Origin of the sequence: Verrucosispora sp. FIM060022 (genome assembly GCF_003977705.1) — a bacterium.
Lineage (GTDB): Bacteria > Actinomycetota > Actinomycetes > Mycobacteriales > Micromonosporaceae > Micromonospora > Micromonospora gifhornensis.
Genome location: NZ_RQIV01000001.1, coordinates 132354 through 149899, shown reverse-complemented (window position 1 = coordinate 149899; position 17546 = coordinate 132354). Strand labels below are relative to the sequence as shown.

Below are 17546 nucleotides of genomic sequence, written 5' to 3'. Positions count from 1 at the left end.
TTCACGTCAGTCATAGATCGCCTCCAGCAGCCATCGGCCGTGCTCGACGGCGAGCAGCAGTGCGGTGCCGTCGGCCAGGCAGACCTGGAAGCGGGCTCGGCGACGGGCCTCGGCCGGGGCCCACCACCGCTCGTCGACCGGCCACGGACCGGCCCAGCCGACGATCTCGGCTCCCCTGCCCACGCCGACCGGGACCGGGGCTTCGGCCGTCGCATCGATGTTCAGCCGGGCCGGCGGGGCGCTCATCGCCAGCCGGGCGCTCACCGTCACCGGCCCACCAGCGGCATCCCACACCTGCACGGCGAGCGCAGTGGGCAGCACCACCGCCGGCGAGGGCGGCGGCAGCCGCCCCGGCCAGGACGGCAGCGGCGCATCCGGGCGGTCAGCCAGCGGAACAGCACCGGAACGAGCAGCCGACGGCGCGTCCCCAGGACGGGCAGACAACGGTGCAGCGCCGGGACGGGCGGGTAGCCGTTCGTCGCCCCATGGGACCAGCCGTACCTGGTCGGCCGGGGACCGCCCGCCACCGAGCACGGCGGTGACCACCGCCTCGGGGCCGAGCAGTCCCTGCACCCGGCTCAGCGCCCGATGCGCCCGCTCGCGCTCCTCGCCGGTCTCGCCCCACAGCCCCGGTTGCAGGCCGGCCTGGGCCAGCAGCCCGTCCGGCACCAACCGCAGCCGGATGATCCCGGCGGTGGGCCGGGCCGGGCCGCCCCGGCGGGCGCCGGTGAGCCAGCCGTCCAGTTGCCAACGGACCCGGTCGGCGATCGCCGCCGCGCTCAGCAGACCGTCGTGCCGCCAGACCCGGTGCAACTCCTGGCCGTGCGCGGTGACCGCCTCGATGCCGAGCCGGGTGCAGGCCAGCCCGTGCCCGGCGAGCCGCTCGTGCAACCGTTCGGCCAGCGTCCGGGCGGCGAACGCCGCGACGTCGACCCGCTCGATCGGCTCGTCGAGGTCGGTGGTGACCGTCAGGTCGACCGGGGGACGCCGGACCGCGAGCGGGCGGTCGTCCCGCCCGGCGGCCATCCGGTGGGCCAGCGCCCCGTCGAAACCGAACCGGGCCAACACGTCACCGGCGGACAGCGCGGCGAAGTCACCGAGGGTACGCACTCCGAGCCGGCGCAGCAGGTCGGCCAGGGCGGGCCGGCCGAGCGCCTCGACGGGCTGGGCGGCCAGGAACTCCGGCGTCCCACCGGGCGGCACGATCCGCCCCTGTCGGGCGGCCAACCCGGCGGCGAAGACCCCGTCGGCGACGCCGACCTGACTCTCCACCGCGCAACTCTGCGCGACGTGCTCGACGATCCGTTCGGCCGCCGCCTCCTCACCGCCGAGGTAGCGGCTCGGCCCCCGGGCGGGCAACGCGCAGGCGCCGGGGCGGACCACCTCGACCCCGGCCGCCACCTCCTCGACCGCGGCCACCACCGGCTCGAAGGCCCGCGCGTCCCGCCCGGGATCGTGGTCGACGACGGTCAGCCCCGGGCAGCGCCCCTGCGCCTCCCGCCGGCGCAGCCCTCGGCGTACCCCCTCGGCTCTGGCCTGCTCGGAGCAGGCGAGGACCCGGTTGGCGTGCAGCACCGCCACCGGCCCGGTGGCCGGCACCCCGTCGATGATCTCGGCGGCGAGCACCGGCCAGTCCGGGCACCAGAGCAGCAAGGTCCGCGTGGCCGCACTCACGCCACCCTCACCCACCCGCGATCTTGCACTTTGCGTCGCCGCATAAGCCGCGAGACGCTCATTTCGCCGACCGCAAGTGCATGATCGCGGCGTGGTTGTCGCGGGGAGCGGACGACCGGGGGATGACCCGGGTCAGTTCGGCACCGGGCAGCCACACCGTGAGTTCCTTGGGCCGGGCGGCGGCACCTCGGCCGCGCGCCGAGATGGTCACCTCGCGGCGACGCAGCCGCCCTCGCCCCGACCCGAGCCCTTCCCACACCCCGCGTACCACCTGAAGCGTCACATCCGCGCCGTCCCACCGGCCGTACGGCACCAGCACGCTGCCGCGTTGCCGGGCCCGGGCGGCCAGTCGGCCGGCGACGGAGGCGGAGACGGTGGCCGGCACGGCGGTGACCACCACGTCGACCCCGTCGATGAGCGCGGCGACCACGGTGGGCCATTCCGGACCGGGCTGCGGCACCAGGGCGAGCCGATCCAGGGCGATTCCCGCCTCGGCCGCCGCACCGGGGCCGAAGGTCGGCATCCCGACCACCGCACACCAGGAGCCGGCGCGGGACGCCTCGGCGAGCAGGGCGAGCAGCAGCGATGTGGTGCCGCTGTGCCGGGGCTGCCCGACGCCGACCGCGATGGTGCTGCCGCGCCGCAACCCGCGGCCGGGCAGCAACCCACTGAGCTCGGGCCGTACCGGCAGCATCCGGTGGCCGCCCGCCGGATCGGGGGCGCTGGCCGGACGCACCAGCGCGGCCAGCGCGGCAGAACCGACGACCATGCGGCCCGCCATCGGATCTACCCCCGTCGGATCGCCCCGGGCCCCGGCCCGAGGATGGTGCTGTCGTTGCTTCGGATGAGGACGTGCCGACACGGCATGGTCAGGTCGGCGCGTTGTCGGACGGCGTCCGGTCACCCTGGGTCCCGCCGGTGGTGACCGGACGCCGAGACTCAGGCGACGAGCCCTTCGATCGCCGGCTGATGGGCCATGCCGAGTGCGGACTCGACCACCGTGACGAAATCCCCGGCGGCACGGAGCAGGTCGTCGGCCTCCCGGGCGGTGACCACCCGAGGTATGCCGGCCTCGGCGGCGGCCCGCTTGCCGGCGGCGACGGCGAAGTAGTTGGCCCACTCGTTCAGCTCGGGGGCGACGCTGGCGAGCAGGACCCAGACACTGGTGATCCGGCTGCGGCGGGTGGGCGCGGGGCGGGCGCGGGCGGCGAGCACCGCGGCGGCGGCACGCAGGGCCGCGAGGTGGGCGGTGGCGTACCGGAGACCGTCGGGACTCGTCCGAGCGGCTTCGGCGAGCCCTTGCCGCGCCACCGCCAGCAGTTGGGCGGGAGTGCGGTGCGGCAGCACGTGCGCGGGCACCGTCGGCACCTGGGCCGGGCTGGTCGGCATGTCTCCTCCAGGCGGACCGGGGCGGGCGATCGCCCGACGGAGGAGATCCGTCGGCGCGGGACACCCGCGGCGGGCGGTGCGGAGGAAGACGCACCAGATGGGTGGCCGGGCCGGGTGTGGAGCTTCCCCACACCACACCCGGCCGGCGTACCGGCGGGTCCGTCGCTCGCCGCCCGGGGGTCGTGGGCGGCGAGCGACGTTCCTGCCTGATGGGTTCGGACTCGCGACTGCCCGAAGCCCGGTGCGGTCCGCGGTACCGCACCTCTCTCGGAGCCGGATGCCGCGAAACACCCGCCCCGAGGGGGGTTGGAACGAACGTTCGACTCAATCGAACATCCGTTCTAACTGCTGCTGACAGTACACCCTCCCCCCGACGAAAATGCAACGTGTGGCGCGCACCGGCATCCTCCGGTCACCGATTTCCCCGCTCCGCCCCGAGCCCGGCAGCCCCGGCAGTCCCGACGGCCGTCAGCGACGGCTGGCCACCGACTCCGGCTGCACCGTCCGGCCGTGCACCGGGAAGAATGGCGGGATGCAGTCACACCCGAACGTCCGGGCGGTGCAGGACGCGCTCGACGCCGCACAGGCGCGCAACGGTTCCGCCGCACCGGCCACGGTCCGCCTGTTGCCCGACGCCGTGCACACCGCCGCAGCCGCCGCCGAGGCGCTCGGCGTCGACGTGGGGGCCATCGCCAACTCGCTCGTCTTCGACGCCGACGGAGCCCCGTTGCTGGTGCTGACCTCCGGCGCGCACCGGGTGGACACCACCGGCCTGGCCGCCCGGCTCGGCATCACCCGGCTGCGCCGGGCCACCCCGCAGTTCGTCAAGGAGCACACCGGCCAGGTGATCGGCGGGGTCGCCCCGGTGGGCCATCCGCAGCCGCTGCGCACCCTGGTGGACAACGCCCTGGACAAGTACGACGAGGTCTGGGCCGCCGGTGGCGTACCGCAGGCGGTCTTTCCCACCACGTACGCCGAACTGCTGCGGATCACCGGCGGAACCCCGACCGACGTGGCGTGAACGAGCGAAGCGAGCGAACCATCAAGCACAGCAGCGTGGTGCCTCGCGCCGGCGGCGAGCGCAGCGAGGCGGCGGCGTGAGCGAGCCAGAGCACGTTCCGGAGCTGGTCACCCTGCATGTGTGGCGGATTCCCCGGGCCGCCGTGGGCCGGGCGCTGGTCCGGATGGCGCGGGATCCGCGCCGGTTGCGCGCCCTGCCCGGCGTACGGTTCGGCAAGCTGCTCGGCACCGGGACCGGCACCGGCTTCGGGCCGGGTGACGCCGACCTGACCCGCTGGGCGGCGTTGACGGTGTGGGACTCCCCCGCCGCGGCCACCCGGTTCGCCGAATCATCGGTGGGTCGGGCCTGGTCCCGCATCGCCGTGGCCGGCGTCCGGCTCGACCTGCGGCCACTGAGCAGCCGGGGCGAGTGGTCCGGCCGGCGGCCGTTCGGCGAGCCGACCGGTGGCCGGGTCAGCGGGCCGGTGCTGGCCCTGACCCGGGCCCGGCTGCGACCGACCCGCGCGCTCACCTTCTGGCGGGCGATCCCGCCGGTGGCCGCCGCCGTGCACGCCGCGCCCGGCCTGCTGGCCCGCTTCGGCGTCGGCGAGGCCCCGCTGGGCTGGCAGGGCACGGTGAGTGTGTGGCGTGATCCGACAGACCTGGTGGGGTTCGCGTACCGTCACCCGGAGCACCGGGCCGCGATCACCCGGACGGAGACCGCGCGGTGGTACGCGGAGGAACTCTTCACCCGGTTCGAGGTGCGTGACGTGATCGGTGACCGGACGGTACTGGGGTGGGTCGACGGCGACCCGGCGAAGGGTGGACGGGCATGAGGTTGGTGCGGTGGACACCGGACGATCTCCTCCGACGGCTGGACGACGTGGTGGCCGTCTACGGCGAGGCCATGGGTTACCGCGCCGACCTGCTGGAGGCCCGCCGTGGCTACATCGCCACCCACGTACGCCGTCCCGGCTTCCGGGCCGTCGCCAGCCTGACCGCCGAGGGGCACCTGGCCGGGTTCGGCTACGGCTACCTCGGCGGCCCCGGCCAGTGGTGGCACGACCAGGTCTGGCGGGCACTAGACCCGGACGCCCGACGACGCTGGCTGACCGACTGCTTCGAGGTGGTCGAGTTGCACGTACGCCCACCGGCGCAGGGACACGGCCTGGGCGCCGGGCAACTGCGGGCGCTGCTCACCATGGCCGAGGGCGCGACCACGCTGCTGTCCACCCCGGAGGCCGACGAGCAGACCTCCCGCGCCTGGCGGTTGTACCGCCGGTTCGGCTTCGTCGACCTGCTGCGCGACTTTCACTTCCCCGGCGACGAACGCCCGTTCGGGGTGCTCGGCCGGGACCTGCCCCTGCCCGCGCCCGCGCAGCCGCCGCGATCATGAGAGGCGGACCATCGGCCCGGCCGGTGACCCGGGCGTACGCCTGGGGAATGCTCGCCCTGCTGGTGCTGGCGCAGATCTGCTACCCGCTGACCAGCGGGACGACCCGGGCCCGGCTGACCGTCGCCACCGTGGTGCTCGGCTACCTGCTCTCGGTCGGCCACGCCCTGCTCAGCCGGGGCCCGCGTACGGCGTTCGCGCTGATCGCATTGGCCAGCGGCGGTGGTTTCGCCATCGAGGCACTCGGGGTGGCCACCGGATTCCCGTTCGGCAGTTACGACTACTCCGGCCAGCTCGGCCCGAAACTGGCCGGGGTGCCGCTGATCATCCCGCTGGCCTGGACCTGGATGACCTGGCCGGCCTGGCTGGTGGCGACCCGACTCATCGGCGGCGGCACGGCACGCGAGTGGTGGCGGTGGCCGGCGCGGATCGGGCTGGCCACCCTCGGCCTGGCCACCTGGGACCTCTTCCTCGACCCGCAGATGGTCGCCGAGGGGCACTGGGTGTGGCGCGACGCCACCCCGGCACTGCCCGGGCTGGCCGGCATCCCGGTCAGCAACTACCTGGGCTGGCTGCTGTTCGGGGTGCTGGTGATGACCGCGCTGCGGCCGCTCGCCGGTGCCGCCGTGGCCGACACCGACGCCCGCGACCGGCCGATGTACGCGCTCTACCTGTGGACGTACGCCTCCAGTGTGCTGGCCCACGCGGTCTTCCTGGACCTGCCCGCCTCCGCCCTGTGGGGCGGGGTCGGCATGGCGGTGATCGCGGTGCCGCTGGCGGTGACGCTGCTGCGGGCCCGCCGGACCGGCGACGACCACGCCGGCGCGGAGCGCACCAGGGCCGACGTCGCGGCATGACCGGGCCGCTCGTCGTCCTGCTCGTCGTCGTCGCGTTGACCGCGCACACCCTGGTCAACGCCGGCCGGTGGTTGCGCCGCCCGGCGGACCGGCCGGTGCAGACCGACGAGCGGGTGAGCGTGCTGCTGCCGCTGCGCGACGAGGCCGACCGGGTCACCCCGTGCCTGCGGGCGCTGCTCGCCCAGCGCGGCGTACCCGGGCTGCGGATCGTGGTGCTCGACGACGGCTCCACCGACGGCACCGCCGAGGTGGTCCGTGCGGTGGTCGGCGACGATCCGCGGGTCACCCTGCGCACCGGGGTCGCCCCGCCGCCGGGCTGGCTGGGCAAGCCGTACGCCTGCTGGCAGTTGGCCAGCCGCGTCGAGACCTCGGCCGACGCGCTGGTGTTCGTCGACGCCGACGTGGTGCTCGGCCCGTACGCCGTGGCGGCGGCGGTCACCGAACTGCGCGCCGCCGGGGCTGAGCTGCTGTCGCCGTACCCGAAGATCGTGGTGCGGACGGTGACCGACCGGTTGGTGCAGCCGTTGTTGCAGTGGTTGTGGCTGACCTTCCTGCCGCTGCGGGCGATGGAACGCTCGCAGCGGCCGTCGCTGGCCGCGGCCGGTGGGCAGTTCCTGGTCGTCGACCGGGTCGGCTACCTGCGGGCCGGGGGGCACGCGGCGGTCGCCGACCGGGTGCTGGAGGACATCGAGCTGGCCCGCGCGGTGAAACGTGCCGGTGGTCGGATCGCCCTGGCCGACGGCTCCCGGCTGGCCTCCTGCCGGATGTACGACAGCTGGCCGCAGCTGCGCGACGGCTACACCAAGTCGCTGTGGGCCACGTTCGGTCATCCGCTGGCCGCCGCGCTGGTGGTCGGTCTGCTGCTCCTGCTCTACACCGCGCCGCCGCTGGTCGCCGTGGCCGCCCTGCTGGCCGGGGCACCGGCCCTGGCCGGGGTGGCCGCCCTGACGTACCTGGCGGGGGTGGTGGGACGGGTGGTCAGCGCCCGCGCCACCGGCGGACGGGCCTGGCCCGACGCGCTGAGCCACCCCGTGTCGGTCGCGGTCCTCGGTTGGCTGACCCTACGGTCGTACCATCTGCGCAAGCGGCGGCGCCTGTCCTGGCGCGGCCGTCCGGTCGGCTAGATCCGCCTGCGGCGGGCCGGAGCGAGGACTTCGACACGGTCTAGGAGGACGCGGCATGGCGCGGATCGTGGTCGTCGGCGCCGGGGTGGGCGGGTTGGCCACCGCTGCCCGGCTGGCCGTCACCGGGCACCAGGTGACCGTCCTGGAACAGGCCGACACGGTCGGTGGCAAGCTCGGGCGGCACACCCGCGACACCGAGGCGGGCTCGTTCCACTTCGACACCGGGCCCAGCCTGATCACTCTCCCCGAGGTCTTCCACGAGCTGTTCGAGGCGACCGGGGCGAAGCTGGACGAATATCTCGACCTGGTGCCGCTGGACCCGATCGTGCGGCACGTCTTCGACGACGGTGCCGCGGTGCTCGACTCCTGCGCCGACCCGGCGGAGTTCACCGCCCGCATCGGCGCGGCCCTCGGTGACCGGGCCGCCGCCGACTGGCAACGGTTGTGGCGGCGCGCGGCCCGGGTGTGGCGGGCCAGCGAACACGACATCCTGCGTCGCCGCGTCGACTCGCCCCGGGACCTGGCCCGACTGGCCTGGCGGCTGGGCGACCTGGCTGCCATCCGGCCCGGGCAGAGTCTGCGTGGACTGGGCCGGTCGCACCTGTCCGATCCTCGGCTGCGGATGCTGCTGGACCGGTACGCCACCTACACCGGCGCGGATCCGCGGCGCGCCCCGGCCGCCCTGGTCGCGGTCCCCTACGCCGAGTTGACCTTCGGCGGCTGGTACCTGCGTGGCGGGCTGGGCACCCTCGCCGACGCGCTGCTGTCGCGCTGCCTGGACCTGGGGGTGGTGGTGCGCACCGGCACCACTGTCACCCGGATCGACGCCACCGGCGGTCGGGTGCACGGGGTACGCGTCGCCGACCAGCGCGCCCCGATCCCCGCCGACGTGGTGGTGGCGAACGTCGACGCGCTGACCGTCTACCGTGACCTGCTGCCCGACGCGCGCCGGCTGGCCGGGCTCACCGACCGCAGCCTGGCCGGTTTCGTGCTGCTGCTCGGCGTACGCGGCGAGAGTGGGCTGGCCCACCACAACGTGTTCTTCCCCCGCGACTACGACGCCGAGTTCGACGCGGTCTTCGGCGACCCGGGTCGGGGGGTACGGGCCCGGCCGGCCGCCGACCCGACGATCTTCGTCACGGTGGCCGACGATCCGGCGGTCCGCCCGGACGGCCACGAGGCGTGGTTCGTGCTTGTCAACGCCGCCCGGCAGGGCACCGCACCGGGTGCGGTCGACTGGCGTCGGCCGGGGCTGGCGCAGGCGTACGCCGATCGGATTCTCGACGTGCTCGCCGAACGCGGCGTGGACGTCCGCGACCGGCTGGTGTTCCGCGACATCCGGACCCCGGCCGACCTGGCCACCGCCACCGGCGCCCCGGGCGGCACCATCTACGGCACCGCCGGTGGTCTGCTGCGTCCGGCCAACCGGGGGCCGGCGCGCGGTCTGTGGCTGGTCGGCGGCTCCAGCCATCCGGGCGGCGGACTGCCGATGGTGACCCTGTCCGCGCAGATCGTCGCCGACGCCGTCGGTCCCGCCTGGTAGGCGTGCCTACCCGTGGCGAGGCGGGTTGATCAGATCGGTCCCAGGAGCACCACGTCCCGCGCCGCCACGATGTCGGCGGGCCGATCACTCTGCGTCGATCAGTGCCCGGCGTACGGCGGAGAGCAGCTGCCCCAGCCCGAACGCGGCCAGCAGCACCCACACCGCGGTCGCCATGGTGATGGTGCCGGCCGCCAGATCCGGCTGGATCAGCCCGGTCAGGCCGGCCAGCAGCAGTCCCACCAGGGCCACGCAGACCCGGGTGGGCCGCTCCCCCACCGTCACCGCGCCGATCTCCCGCATCCCGGCGGCGACCGCCCGGGCCCGGACGTACTCGTGCAACCAGGACAGCGCGCCGGCCGCGGCGACCAGCGCGCCGGGCGCGCCGACCAGCCAGAACGCCACCAGCCAGGCGACCTCACCGATCCGGTCGGCAAGCGAGTCGTAGACGTAGCCGAGTCGCGTCGTGCGGCCGGTGGCCACCGCCACCGCCCCGTCGACGCTGTCGGCCACCGAGGCGAGCAACACGAACAGGGCACCGAGGAACGGGCCGTCACCCGCCCGGACCGCGAACAACGGCACGCAGAGGCAGAGCAGCACGCCGACCGCCGTCACCGCGGTCGGGCCGACCCGCAGCCGGCCCAGCAGGAACCCGAGATGGTACGACAGGCGCAGCCAGGCGCGTACCACCGGAGTGGCCGCCCGAGGGTCGAACCCACCGTGCAGCCGGGCCCACGCGGTGGCGTACTCGTTCCAGTTCAGCTGTCTGCCCACCACGGTTCAACCGTCACGGCGGCGCTGAGGTATCGCGCCGGCACGCTCACGTCGAAGCGCCCACCCGCAGGTTCTGCCAGATCTCCCGGGTCGCGGTGGACCGGTTGAAGGTGATGAAGTGAATCCCCGGCACACCCTCGTCGAGCAGCCGCTGACACATCTCGCTGGCCTGCTCGATGCCGAGCCGGCGGACCGCCTCCGGGTCGTCGGCGACCCGCTCGAACCGGGCGGCCAGCGCCGGCGGGAAGGGTGCCCCGGACAGTTGCACGGAGCGTTCGATGGTGCCGATGCGGATCACCGGCATCACCCCGGCCAGGATCGGGGTGTCACAGCCGGCGGCGGCCACCCGGTCGCGCAGGCGGAGGTACTCGTCGGCGTCGAAGAACATCTGGGTGATGGCGAACTCGGCGCCGGCCCGGCACTTACGGACGAAATACTCGGTGTCGCTGGCGATGTCCGGCGAGCGCGGATGCCGGTACGGGAAGGCGGCCACACCGACGCTGAAGTCACCCGAACGGCGGACCAGGCGCACGAGATCCTCGGCGTAGTCGATGCCGTCGGGGTGCCGCACCCACTCGCCGGTCGGATCACCGGGCGGGTCGCCCCGCACCGCCAGCACGTTGCGCACCCCGGCGCCGGCCAGCCGCCCGATCACGTGCCGCAACTCGGCCACCGAATGGTTGACCGCGGTCAGGTGGGCCATCGGCAGCAGGGTGGTCTCGGTGGCCACCCGTTCGGTGACCGCGACCGTGGTGTCCCGCGTGGTTCCGCCGGCACCGTAGGTGATCGAGACGAACGACGGCTGCAACGGCTCCAGCTCGCGGATGGCCTGCCAGAGCTGCCGCTCGCCCTGCTCCGTCTTCGGCGGCATGAACTCGAAGGAGAAGGTCGGCTGGCGGTCACGGACCAGCTCCCCGATCGCAGGTTGCGGATTGGGGAGGATCGACGGTAGACCGAGCGCCACGCGTCGACTCTAGCCGGACCGGCCGCGTATCCCCATCTTCTTCCCACAGCCAGGGATCACTGCCCACATCGTTCTCGACTCGACGACCCGGTCGCGCCTGTGCCGCAGGTCGGTGTCCTGAGCAATCGCGGGCGGGCCGGTGCCGTACGTCGGTGTCCTGGGGTTCGCGGGCGGAAACGTCGGACCCCTGCGATAACCATGACCCAGCGCGGGCGGTCGACGACCGCAGGGGGCCGCGCGGGGGTCACGATCCACCGGTGGGCGGTCCGGGTTCCGGGCCGGTCACCAGCGCGCGCCGACCTCCGGAGGACCGATGCCCCCGCACCCGCCCGATCCGCTGTCCGGGCCGCCGCTGACCCGGTTACGCCTCGCCCGAGGTTGGAGCCAGTCCCGGCTCGCCGCCGAACTGTGCGCCGCCGCCGGGGTGCCGACACTCAGTCGGCACGAGATATCCCGCTGGGAACGCCAGCGGCGCACACCCGGCCGCTACTGGCACGCCTGGTTGGCCATCGTCCTCGGCGCGCCGGCCGGATCGCCGCCCGATTCATCGGGCACGTCGCCAACCCGCCCGCCAGCAGGCAGGACTGTACTCACCGATGGTGACGCGAAATGTCCGAAGGGCGACCGTGACCGGCGTGTCGGCCGCTGCCGACCGGCTTCGGCACGCCCACCGACGCGGCTTACCGGGCGATCCGCGACGCGCCGGAACGTGGGTGGGTCAGCATGCGGCGACCTGACCTATTAGCGTCGGGACGTGACCCACGCTGCTCCTGTCTCTCCCGTCGACCGGGCCGGCCTCCGCCAACGGGTGGACCAGGCCCTGTCCGACTTCCTCGCCGGTCGCCGGTTGTGGATGACCGACCTCGATGACGCACTGGTGCCGGTCGCCGAGGCGATCGAGGCGTTCGTGCTCGGCGGGGGCAAGCGCCTACGGCCCGCCTTCGCCTACTGGGGCTACCGAGGTGCCGGCGGAGTGGACACCGACGCCGTGGTGACCGCCCTCGCGGCACTGGAGTTCGTCCAGGCCAGCGCCCTGATCCACGACGACCTGATGGACCGTTCGGACACCCGGCGCGGCGAGCCGGCGGTGCACCGGCGATTCGCCGCCCGGCACCGTGCGGCCGGCTGGGGCGGCAACCCGGACGGCTTCGGCGACGCGGCGGCGATCCTGCTGGGCGACCTGTGCCTGGTCTGGTCCGACGAGTTGCTGCACTCTGCCGGGCTGGATCCCCGCACCGTCGCCCGGGCCCGGCCGGACTTCGACGAGATGCGCACCGAGGTCACCGTCGGGCAGTACCTCGACGTGGTGACCCAGGCCACCGGGGACGCCTCGCTGGAACGGGCCAGCAAGATCGCCCGCTACAAGTCGGCGAAGTACACGGTCGAACGACCGCTGCTGCTGGGCGCGGCGCTGGCCGACGCCCCTGCGGACATACGGGTCGCCTACTCGGCGTACGGGCTGCCGTTGGGCGAGGCGTTCCAGCTGCGCGACGACGTGCTGGGAGTCTTCGGCGACCCTGCCCAGACCGGCAAGCCGGCCGGCGACGACCTACGCGAGGGCAAGCGGACCTACCTGGTGGCAGCGGCCCTGGAGGTGGCTGACGAGGCCGGGCGGGAGGTGGTGCTCGCCGGGCTCGGCGATCCCACCCTGGACGCGGCCGGAGTGGCCCGACTACGGGACGTGATCACCAGCACCGGCGCACTGGCCCGTACCGAGCAGCGCATCGTCACGCTCACCGACGCCGCACTCGCCGCGCTGACCGCCGTCGACCTGGACACCGAGGCCCGCCAGTCCCTCGTCGACCTAGCCATAGCCGCCACCCGCCGCACCGACTAACCCCCTCCCACCCCCAGCCGCGCCGCACCCTGCCCTCACCCCACCCCCCCGCCCTCGCCCCGCCGCCCTCGCCCCGTCGATCTTGCAGTTTTGGTCGCACTTATGGGTGATTTACACCATTCGCGGGGACACAAAGTGCAAGATCGACGGGGCGAGAGGGTGGCGGGGGCGGCGAGGGTGGGTGACAAGGGTGGGGGTGGCAAGGGTGGAGTACGGGGCTGTTAGAAGCCGAGGGCTTGGGCGCGGCGTTTGATTTCGCGGGCCTGGTCGCCGGCGAGGGCGGTGGCAGGGGTGCCACCCGGCAGCGTCGGGTCGGGCTCGTAGAGCCAGCGCAGCGCCGCCTCGTCGTCGTAGCCGGCGTCGGCCAGCAGGTTGAGTACGCCGGGCAGGTGCTTGAGTACGGTGCCGTTGGCCACCAGGTCGGCCGGAATCCGGCGGACACCGTCGCGGCGTACCGCGATCAGTTCCCGATCCCTGATCTTCTGGTGCACCTTGCTGATCGTCAGGTCGAGCCGCTCGGCGACGTCCGGCAGGGTCAGCCAGTCCGTCGGCCCGGTGGTCCCCGGCGCGGCGTTGTCGGTGGGTACGGAGTCGGTCACTCGACCACCCTGCCACGTCCTCCCGGCACCAGGTCAACAGCCTCCCGGCACCCACCCTGACCAGGATCGACCACAGCCTGTCACGCCACGGCGGGCCCGAGAAGGTCCGCTCGGCGGTAGCATCCTGTTCAACCTTCATCCCCCGACACATAGACTGCCTGCCGATGGACACACAGGTCGCCGACACGTTGCTGGGCTCGCTGATCGACGGGCGTTACCGCATCCGCGGTCGCGTCGCCCGTGGCGGCATGGCGACCGTGTACACCGCCACCGACGAGCGACTCGAACGCACCGTGGCGGTCAAAATCATTCACTCGTCGCAGGGGCCGACCGATCGGGCCGGCCTGGCCGGCTTCGTCGAGCGGTTCACCGACGAGGCCAAGACCATCGCCCGGCTGACCCATCCCAACGTGGTGGCGGTCTACGACCAGGGCACCCATGGTGGTCGGCCGTACCTGGTCATGGAGTATGTCCGCGGGCGCACCCTGCGTGAGGTGCTGACCGAGCGGCGCCGACTCAACCCGGACGAGGCGCTGGCCATCACCGAGCAGATACTCGCCGCGCTCGCCACCGCCCACCGGGCCGGGCTGGTGCACCGCGACGTCAAGCCGGAGAACGTGCTCGTCGCCGAGGCGCCCAGCGGCGGCCCGGCCAACCTCGTCGACAGCGTCGTGAAGGTCACCGACTTCGGGTTGGCGCGGGCCGTGGAGGCGAGCACCGATCACGACAGCGGCAACCAACTGATGGCGACCGTGGCGTACGTCGCCCCGGAGCTGGTCACCACCGGCCGCGCCGACGCCCGTACCGATGTCTACTCCAGCGGCATCGTGCTGTTCGAGATGCTCACCGGCCGGGTGCCGTACGACGGTGATCGTCCGATCGACATCGCCTGGCAACACGTCGATCGGGACGTACCGGCGCCGTCGACCCTGGTGCCCGGCCTGCCGAAGGCCCTCGACGATCTGGTCACCCGAGCCACCCGCCGCGACCCGGCGGGCCGTCCGGCCGACGCCGGGACCCTGCTGGCCGAGGTGCAGGTCGCCCGGGACGGGCTCGGTAACGCGAACGCCCAGACCGCCATGCTGTCTGCGGTGTCCGACGGCCCGGCGGTCGCCCAGCCGACCATGGTGGTGGCAGCGGTCCGCCCCGCCGAACGGCCGACCTGGGCCCGGCTGCCGGAGGGTGGCACACCCACCCGGGGGCGTCGTCGGGCGGTTCCGGACGAGGACGTGCACCGGTTCTCCCAGCTTGCCGGGTGGCGTGCCCGGCTGTTCGGCGATTCGAGCAGCCGCCTCGCGGTCGCCGCCGTCGTGGTGGTGCTGGGCCTGGTGGCTGCTCTCGGCGGATGGTGGTTCGGCGTCGGCCGCTACACCACCACCCCGCAGCTGGTCAGCATGACCAAGACCCAGGCGGAGGCGCAGGCCGCGCAGGGCGGCTTCACCCTGCAGTACGCCGATCCACGCCACGACGAGCAGATCCCGCGTGACGGCGTGGTGGCGCAGCAGCCCGCCTCGGCCGCCCGGATCCTCAAGGGCGGCACCATCACCCTGACCCTGTCCTTGGGGCCGGCCCGGTTCCCGATGCCCGACGTGGTGGGCAAGGAGTTCGACCTGGCCGAGGCCGACCTGGTCAACGCCCAGCTGAAGGTCGTCAAGGGCACCGCCCGGTACGACGACGGCCTGCCCGAGGGCGTCGTGGTGGCCACCAAGCCGGAGGCCGGCAAGGAGGTCGAGCCGGGCGACGAGATCACCGTCATCCTGAGCAAGGGCCGCGCCCCGATCACCGTGCCGAACCTGGTCGGCAAGAGCCTCAACGACGCCCGTACGCAGATCGCCCAGCTCGGCCTGGTCCTGGTGGAACCGACCTACAAGCAGTCCGACAAGCCTCGCGACGAGGTGCTCGGGCAGAGCCCGGCCGACGGCAGCGGGGTCGAGAAGGGTGCCCAGATCCGGCTGGAGGTCAGCGAGGGTCCACCGCTGGTGACCGTACCCCGGGTCATCGACCTGCCGTGCCAGCAGGCCAAGCAGGTGCTGGAGAGTCAGGGCTTCCCGGTGGCCGTGCAGTTCAACCCGGAGGCCGTGGCCCGGTTCCAGAACCCGAACGAGAACGCGCAGGTGGCACCGGGCACCCAGATCACCATCGGGTGTTTCTGATGACGGCTACCCAACCCGGCCACCGGCCGATCGGCTCGCACACGCCCACCTCCGGTGGGCTGGCGAAGGCGGCGCTGCCGTACCTCGACGCCGCCGGCTCCGAGGTGGCGCAGGTCTACGTCGGCAACTCCCGAGGGTGGGCGATGCCGGCCGGTGACCCGGTGCAGGACGCCCTGTTCCGCGACGGCTGCGCCGAACGGGGAGTCGCCGCCTACATTCACGCGTCACTGCTGGTCAACCTGGGTTCGCCGACCCCGGCCACGGTGGAACGATCGCAGCAGACCCTGGCCCACGCGCTACGCCGGGGCGCCGCGATCGGCGCCCGCGCGGTGGTGTTCCACGCCGGCAGCGCGGTGGACGCCGGGCACGCCGAGGCGGCCATGCGGCAGGTACGCGAATCCCTGCTGCCGCTGCTGGACTCGGCCGCCGACAGCGGCGGGCCGATGCTGCTGGTCGAGCCGAGCGCCGGTGGCGGCCGGTCGCTGGCCTGCCGGGTGGAGCAGCTCGGCCCCTACCTGGACGCGGTGGACCGGCACCCCTGGCTGGGCGTCTGCTTCGACACCTGCCACGCCTGGGCGGCCGGGCACGACCTGGCCGCCGAAGGCGGCATGACCGAGACGCTGGACACCCTGGTGGCGACCGTCGGCGCGGATCGGCTCCAGCTGGTGCACGCCAACGACTCGAAGGACCTGTGCGGCTCCACCCGTGACCGGCACGAGAACATCGGCAAGGGCAGCATCGGCGAGCCCGCCTTCGCCGAACTGATGCGCCACCCCGCCACCGCCGGCGTCCCCATCCTCGTGGAGACCCCCACCGACCGCCACGAAGGTCACGCCGCCGACATCGCCACCCTCCGCCGCCTCCACCCCTAACTCCCCCTCACCCCACATACCCTCCCCTCCCTCCCTCTCGCTCCCCACGCGCCACGCGCCCTGCGCCCTGCGCCCTGCGCCCTGCGCCCTGCGCCCTGCGCCCTGCGCCCTGCGCCCGCGATCTTGCACTTCTTGTCGCCGCATAAGCCGCACAAGAGGCATTTCAGCGACCAAAAGTGCAAGATCGCGGGCGCAGGGCGGGGGGTGGGAGCGCGGCCTGGGGTGGGAGCGCGCGGGGCGCGGGGTAGGAGCGCGGCCCGGGGTGGGAGTGGGGTCAGGCGCGGAGGATGTGGGTGAGGGTGGTGGCGGCCTGGTCGACGGCGGTGTCGGTGACGTCCATGTGGGTGACCAGGCGGGCGATGCGGGGTCCGAGCACCGAGATGAGTACGCCTTCGGCACGGGCCGCCGCGGCCAGCGCGTGCGCGTCCATAGGTGCCTTGGTCAGGTCCAGCGGGACCAGGTTGGTGCGTACCGGCGCGGCCAGCACTCCGAACGGGGCGATCGCCTCGGCCAGCCGGACCGCCTTCGCGTGGTCCTCGGCGAGCCGCTCGATGTGGTGGGCCAGGGCGTACCGGCCGGCAGCGGCGAGGACACCGGCCTGACGCATCCCGCCGCCCATCCGCTTACGGATCATCCGCGCCCGCTCGATCTTGTCGGCGGCACCGACGACCAGCGAGCCGACCGGCGCGCCGAGCCCCTTGGAGAGGCAGACCGAGAGGGTGTCGAACAGCGCGCCGTAGCTGGCCAGCGGCACCCCGTCGGCGACGTGGGCGTGCCAGATCCGCGCCCCGTCGCAGTGCAGCGCCACCTGCGCCTCGTCGGCGACCCGACGCAACTGGCGCAGCGTGTCGAGGGGAATCACCCCGCCACCGCCGCGATTGTGGGTCTGCTCCACCGCGATCGCGGCGGTGGGCACCGCCCAGTAGCCGTCGGGACGGATCATGCCGGCGACCACGTCGGGGTCCACGTCCGCGCCCACCGCAGGCCAGGTCCGCGAGGTGATGCCGCCGTACGCGGCAGCGGCCCCCATCTCGTACGTGATCACGTGCGCGTCGGCGTCGCAGAGCAACTCCGCACCGGGCGGTACCGACAGTTGCAGGGCGATCTGGTTGGCCATCGAGCCGGTCGGGCAGAACAGCGCCGCCTCGTGCCCGAACAGCGCGGCGACCTCGGCCTCCAGCGCGTTGACCGTCGGGTCCTCGCCGTAGACGTCGTCGCCGACCTCGGCGGCGGCCATCGCCTCCCGCATCCCGGGGGTGGGCCGGGTCACCGTGTCCGAACGCAGATCAATCGGCATGTCACGCTCCATCCCGTCAGCCACAGCAGGCCGGACAGCTGCCGACTGTGGGGCTCGCAAGGTCACTCCTCGCG

General features: G+C 73.7%; 16 protein-coding genes. 9 read left to right on the top strand and 7 right to left on the bottom strand.

The window, feature by feature from the left end:
- Positions 1–6 precede the first annotated feature (6 nt).
- The 3 genes from EG812_RS00670 to EG812_RS00660 all read right to left on the bottom strand — a co-directional run bounded on the left by EG812_RS00670 (position 7) and on the right by EG812_RS00660 (position 3063).
- Positions 7–1674 carry a DNA polymerase Y family protein gene (locus tag EG812_RS00670; RefSeq protein WP_126710453.1) on the bottom strand — a complete coding sequence of 556 codons (1668 nt, stop codon included), beginning with the start codon at positions 1672–1674 and terminating at the stop codon, positions 7–9.
- 58 nt (positions 1675–1732) lie between these two features.
- Positions 1733–2455, bottom strand: a complete 723-nt coding sequence (gene imuA' / locus EG812_RS00665) for a DnaE2-dependent mutagenesis accessory factor ImuA' (RefSeq protein ID WP_126710452.1) — start codon at positions 2453–2455, stop codon at positions 1733–1735.
- Between the two features lie 158 nt (positions 2456–2613).
- A complete protein-coding gene (locus EG812_RS00660) occupies positions 2614–3063 on the bottom strand; it encodes an SAV_6107 family HEPN domain-containing protein (RefSeq protein ID WP_013735109.1) in 450 nt (149 codons plus the stop codon).
- Positions 3064–3595: 532 nt separating this feature from the next.
- On the opposite strand from EG812_RS00660, the gene EG812_RS00655 reads away from it, so the two are divergent.
- The 6 genes from EG812_RS00655 (at position 3596) to EG812_RS00630 (ending at position 8979) form a co-directional block, all read left to right on the top strand.
- The gene (locus EG812_RS00655; RefSeq protein ID WP_043725335.1) at positions 3596–4084 is read left to right on the top strand and encodes a YbaK/EbsC family protein; all 489 of its coding nucleotides are present in this window, start codon (positions 3596–3598) and stop codon (positions 4082–4084) included.
- A 76-nt stretch (positions 4085–4160) separates the two neighbouring features.
- The gene (locus tag EG812_RS00650) at positions 4161–4898 is read left to right on the top strand and encodes a monooxygenase (RefSeq protein ID WP_126710451.1); all 738 of its coding nucleotides are present in this window, start codon (positions 4161–4163) and stop codon (positions 4896–4898) included.
- A complete protein-coding gene (locus EG812_RS00645) occupies positions 4895–5458 on the top strand; it encodes a GNAT family N-acetyltransferase (RefSeq protein ID WP_013735112.1) in 564 nt (187 codons plus the stop codon). The genes EG812_RS00650 and EG812_RS00645 overlap by 4 nt, the downstream gene beginning before the upstream one ends.
- The gene (locus EG812_RS00640; RefSeq protein ID WP_126710450.1) at positions 5455–6312 is read left to right on the top strand and encodes a carotenoid biosynthesis protein; all 858 of its coding nucleotides are present in this window, start codon (positions 5455–5457) and stop codon (positions 6310–6312) included. The genes EG812_RS00645 and EG812_RS00640 overlap by 4 nt, the downstream gene beginning before the upstream one ends.
- Complete coding sequence (locus EG812_RS00635) at positions 6309–7436, top strand: glycosyltransferase family 2 protein (RefSeq protein ID WP_013735114.1); 1128 nt, start codon at positions 6309–6311, stop codon at positions 7434–7436. The genes EG812_RS00640 and EG812_RS00635 overlap by 4 nt, the downstream gene beginning before the upstream one ends.
- 55 nt (positions 7437–7491) lie before the next feature.
- Positions 7492–8979, top strand: coding sequence for a phytoene desaturase family protein (locus tag EG812_RS00630; protein ID WP_013735115.1), 1488 nt, complete (start codon positions 7492–7494; stop codon positions 8977–8979).
- A gap of 84 nt (positions 8980–9063) precedes the next feature.
- Here EG812_RS00630 and EG812_RS00625 read toward each other — a convergent pair whose 3' ends face one another.
- Together EG812_RS00625 and metF are read right to left on the bottom strand one after the other, a co-directional pair.
- Entirely contained in the window at positions 9064–9753 is a 690-nt protein-coding gene (locus tag EG812_RS00625; RefSeq protein WP_013735116.1) for a CDP-alcohol phosphatidyltransferase family protein, read from the bottom strand.
- 43 nt (positions 9754–9796) lie between these two features.
- Entirely contained in the window at positions 9797–10714 is a 918-nt protein-coding gene (metF, locus tag EG812_RS00620; RefSeq protein ID WP_013735117.1) for a methylenetetrahydrofolate reductase [NAD(P)H], read from the bottom strand.
- Between the two features lie 754 nt (positions 10715–11468).
- On the opposite strand from metF, the gene EG812_RS00610 reads away from it, so the two are divergent.
- The gene (locus EG812_RS00610) at positions 11469–12551 is read left to right on the top strand and encodes a polyprenyl synthetase family protein (protein WP_043721542.1); all 1083 of its coding nucleotides are present in this window, start codon (positions 11469–11471) and stop codon (positions 12549–12551) included.
- 221 nt (positions 12552–12772) lie between these two features.
- Here EG812_RS00610 and EG812_RS00605 read toward each other — a convergent pair whose 3' ends face one another.
- Entirely contained in the window at positions 12773–13150 is a 378-nt protein-coding gene (locus EG812_RS00605) for an Rv2175c family DNA-binding protein (RefSeq protein WP_013735119.1), read from the bottom strand.
- 164 nt (positions 13151–13314) lie between these two features.
- Between EG812_RS00605 and pknB the strand changes: the two genes are divergently transcribed.
- Positions 13315–15303, top strand: coding sequence for a Stk1 family PASTA domain-containing Ser/Thr kinase (gene pknB / locus EG812_RS00600; RefSeq protein ID WP_126710448.1), 1989 nt, complete (start codon positions 13315–13317; stop codon positions 15301–15303).
- Positions 15303–16175, top strand: coding sequence for a deoxyribonuclease IV (locus tag EG812_RS00595; RefSeq protein WP_013735121.1), 873 nt, complete (start codon positions 15303–15305; stop codon positions 16173–16175). The genes pknB and EG812_RS00595 overlap by 1 nt, the downstream gene beginning before the upstream one ends.
- A 274-nt stretch (positions 16176–16449) precedes the next feature.
- Here EG812_RS00595 and EG812_RS00590 read toward each other — a convergent pair whose 3' ends face one another.
- Entirely contained in the window at positions 16450–17472 is a 1023-nt protein-coding gene (locus EG812_RS00590; protein WP_126710447.1) for a threonine aldolase family protein, read from the bottom strand.
- Between the last annotated feature and the right edge of the window lie 74 nt (positions 17473–17546).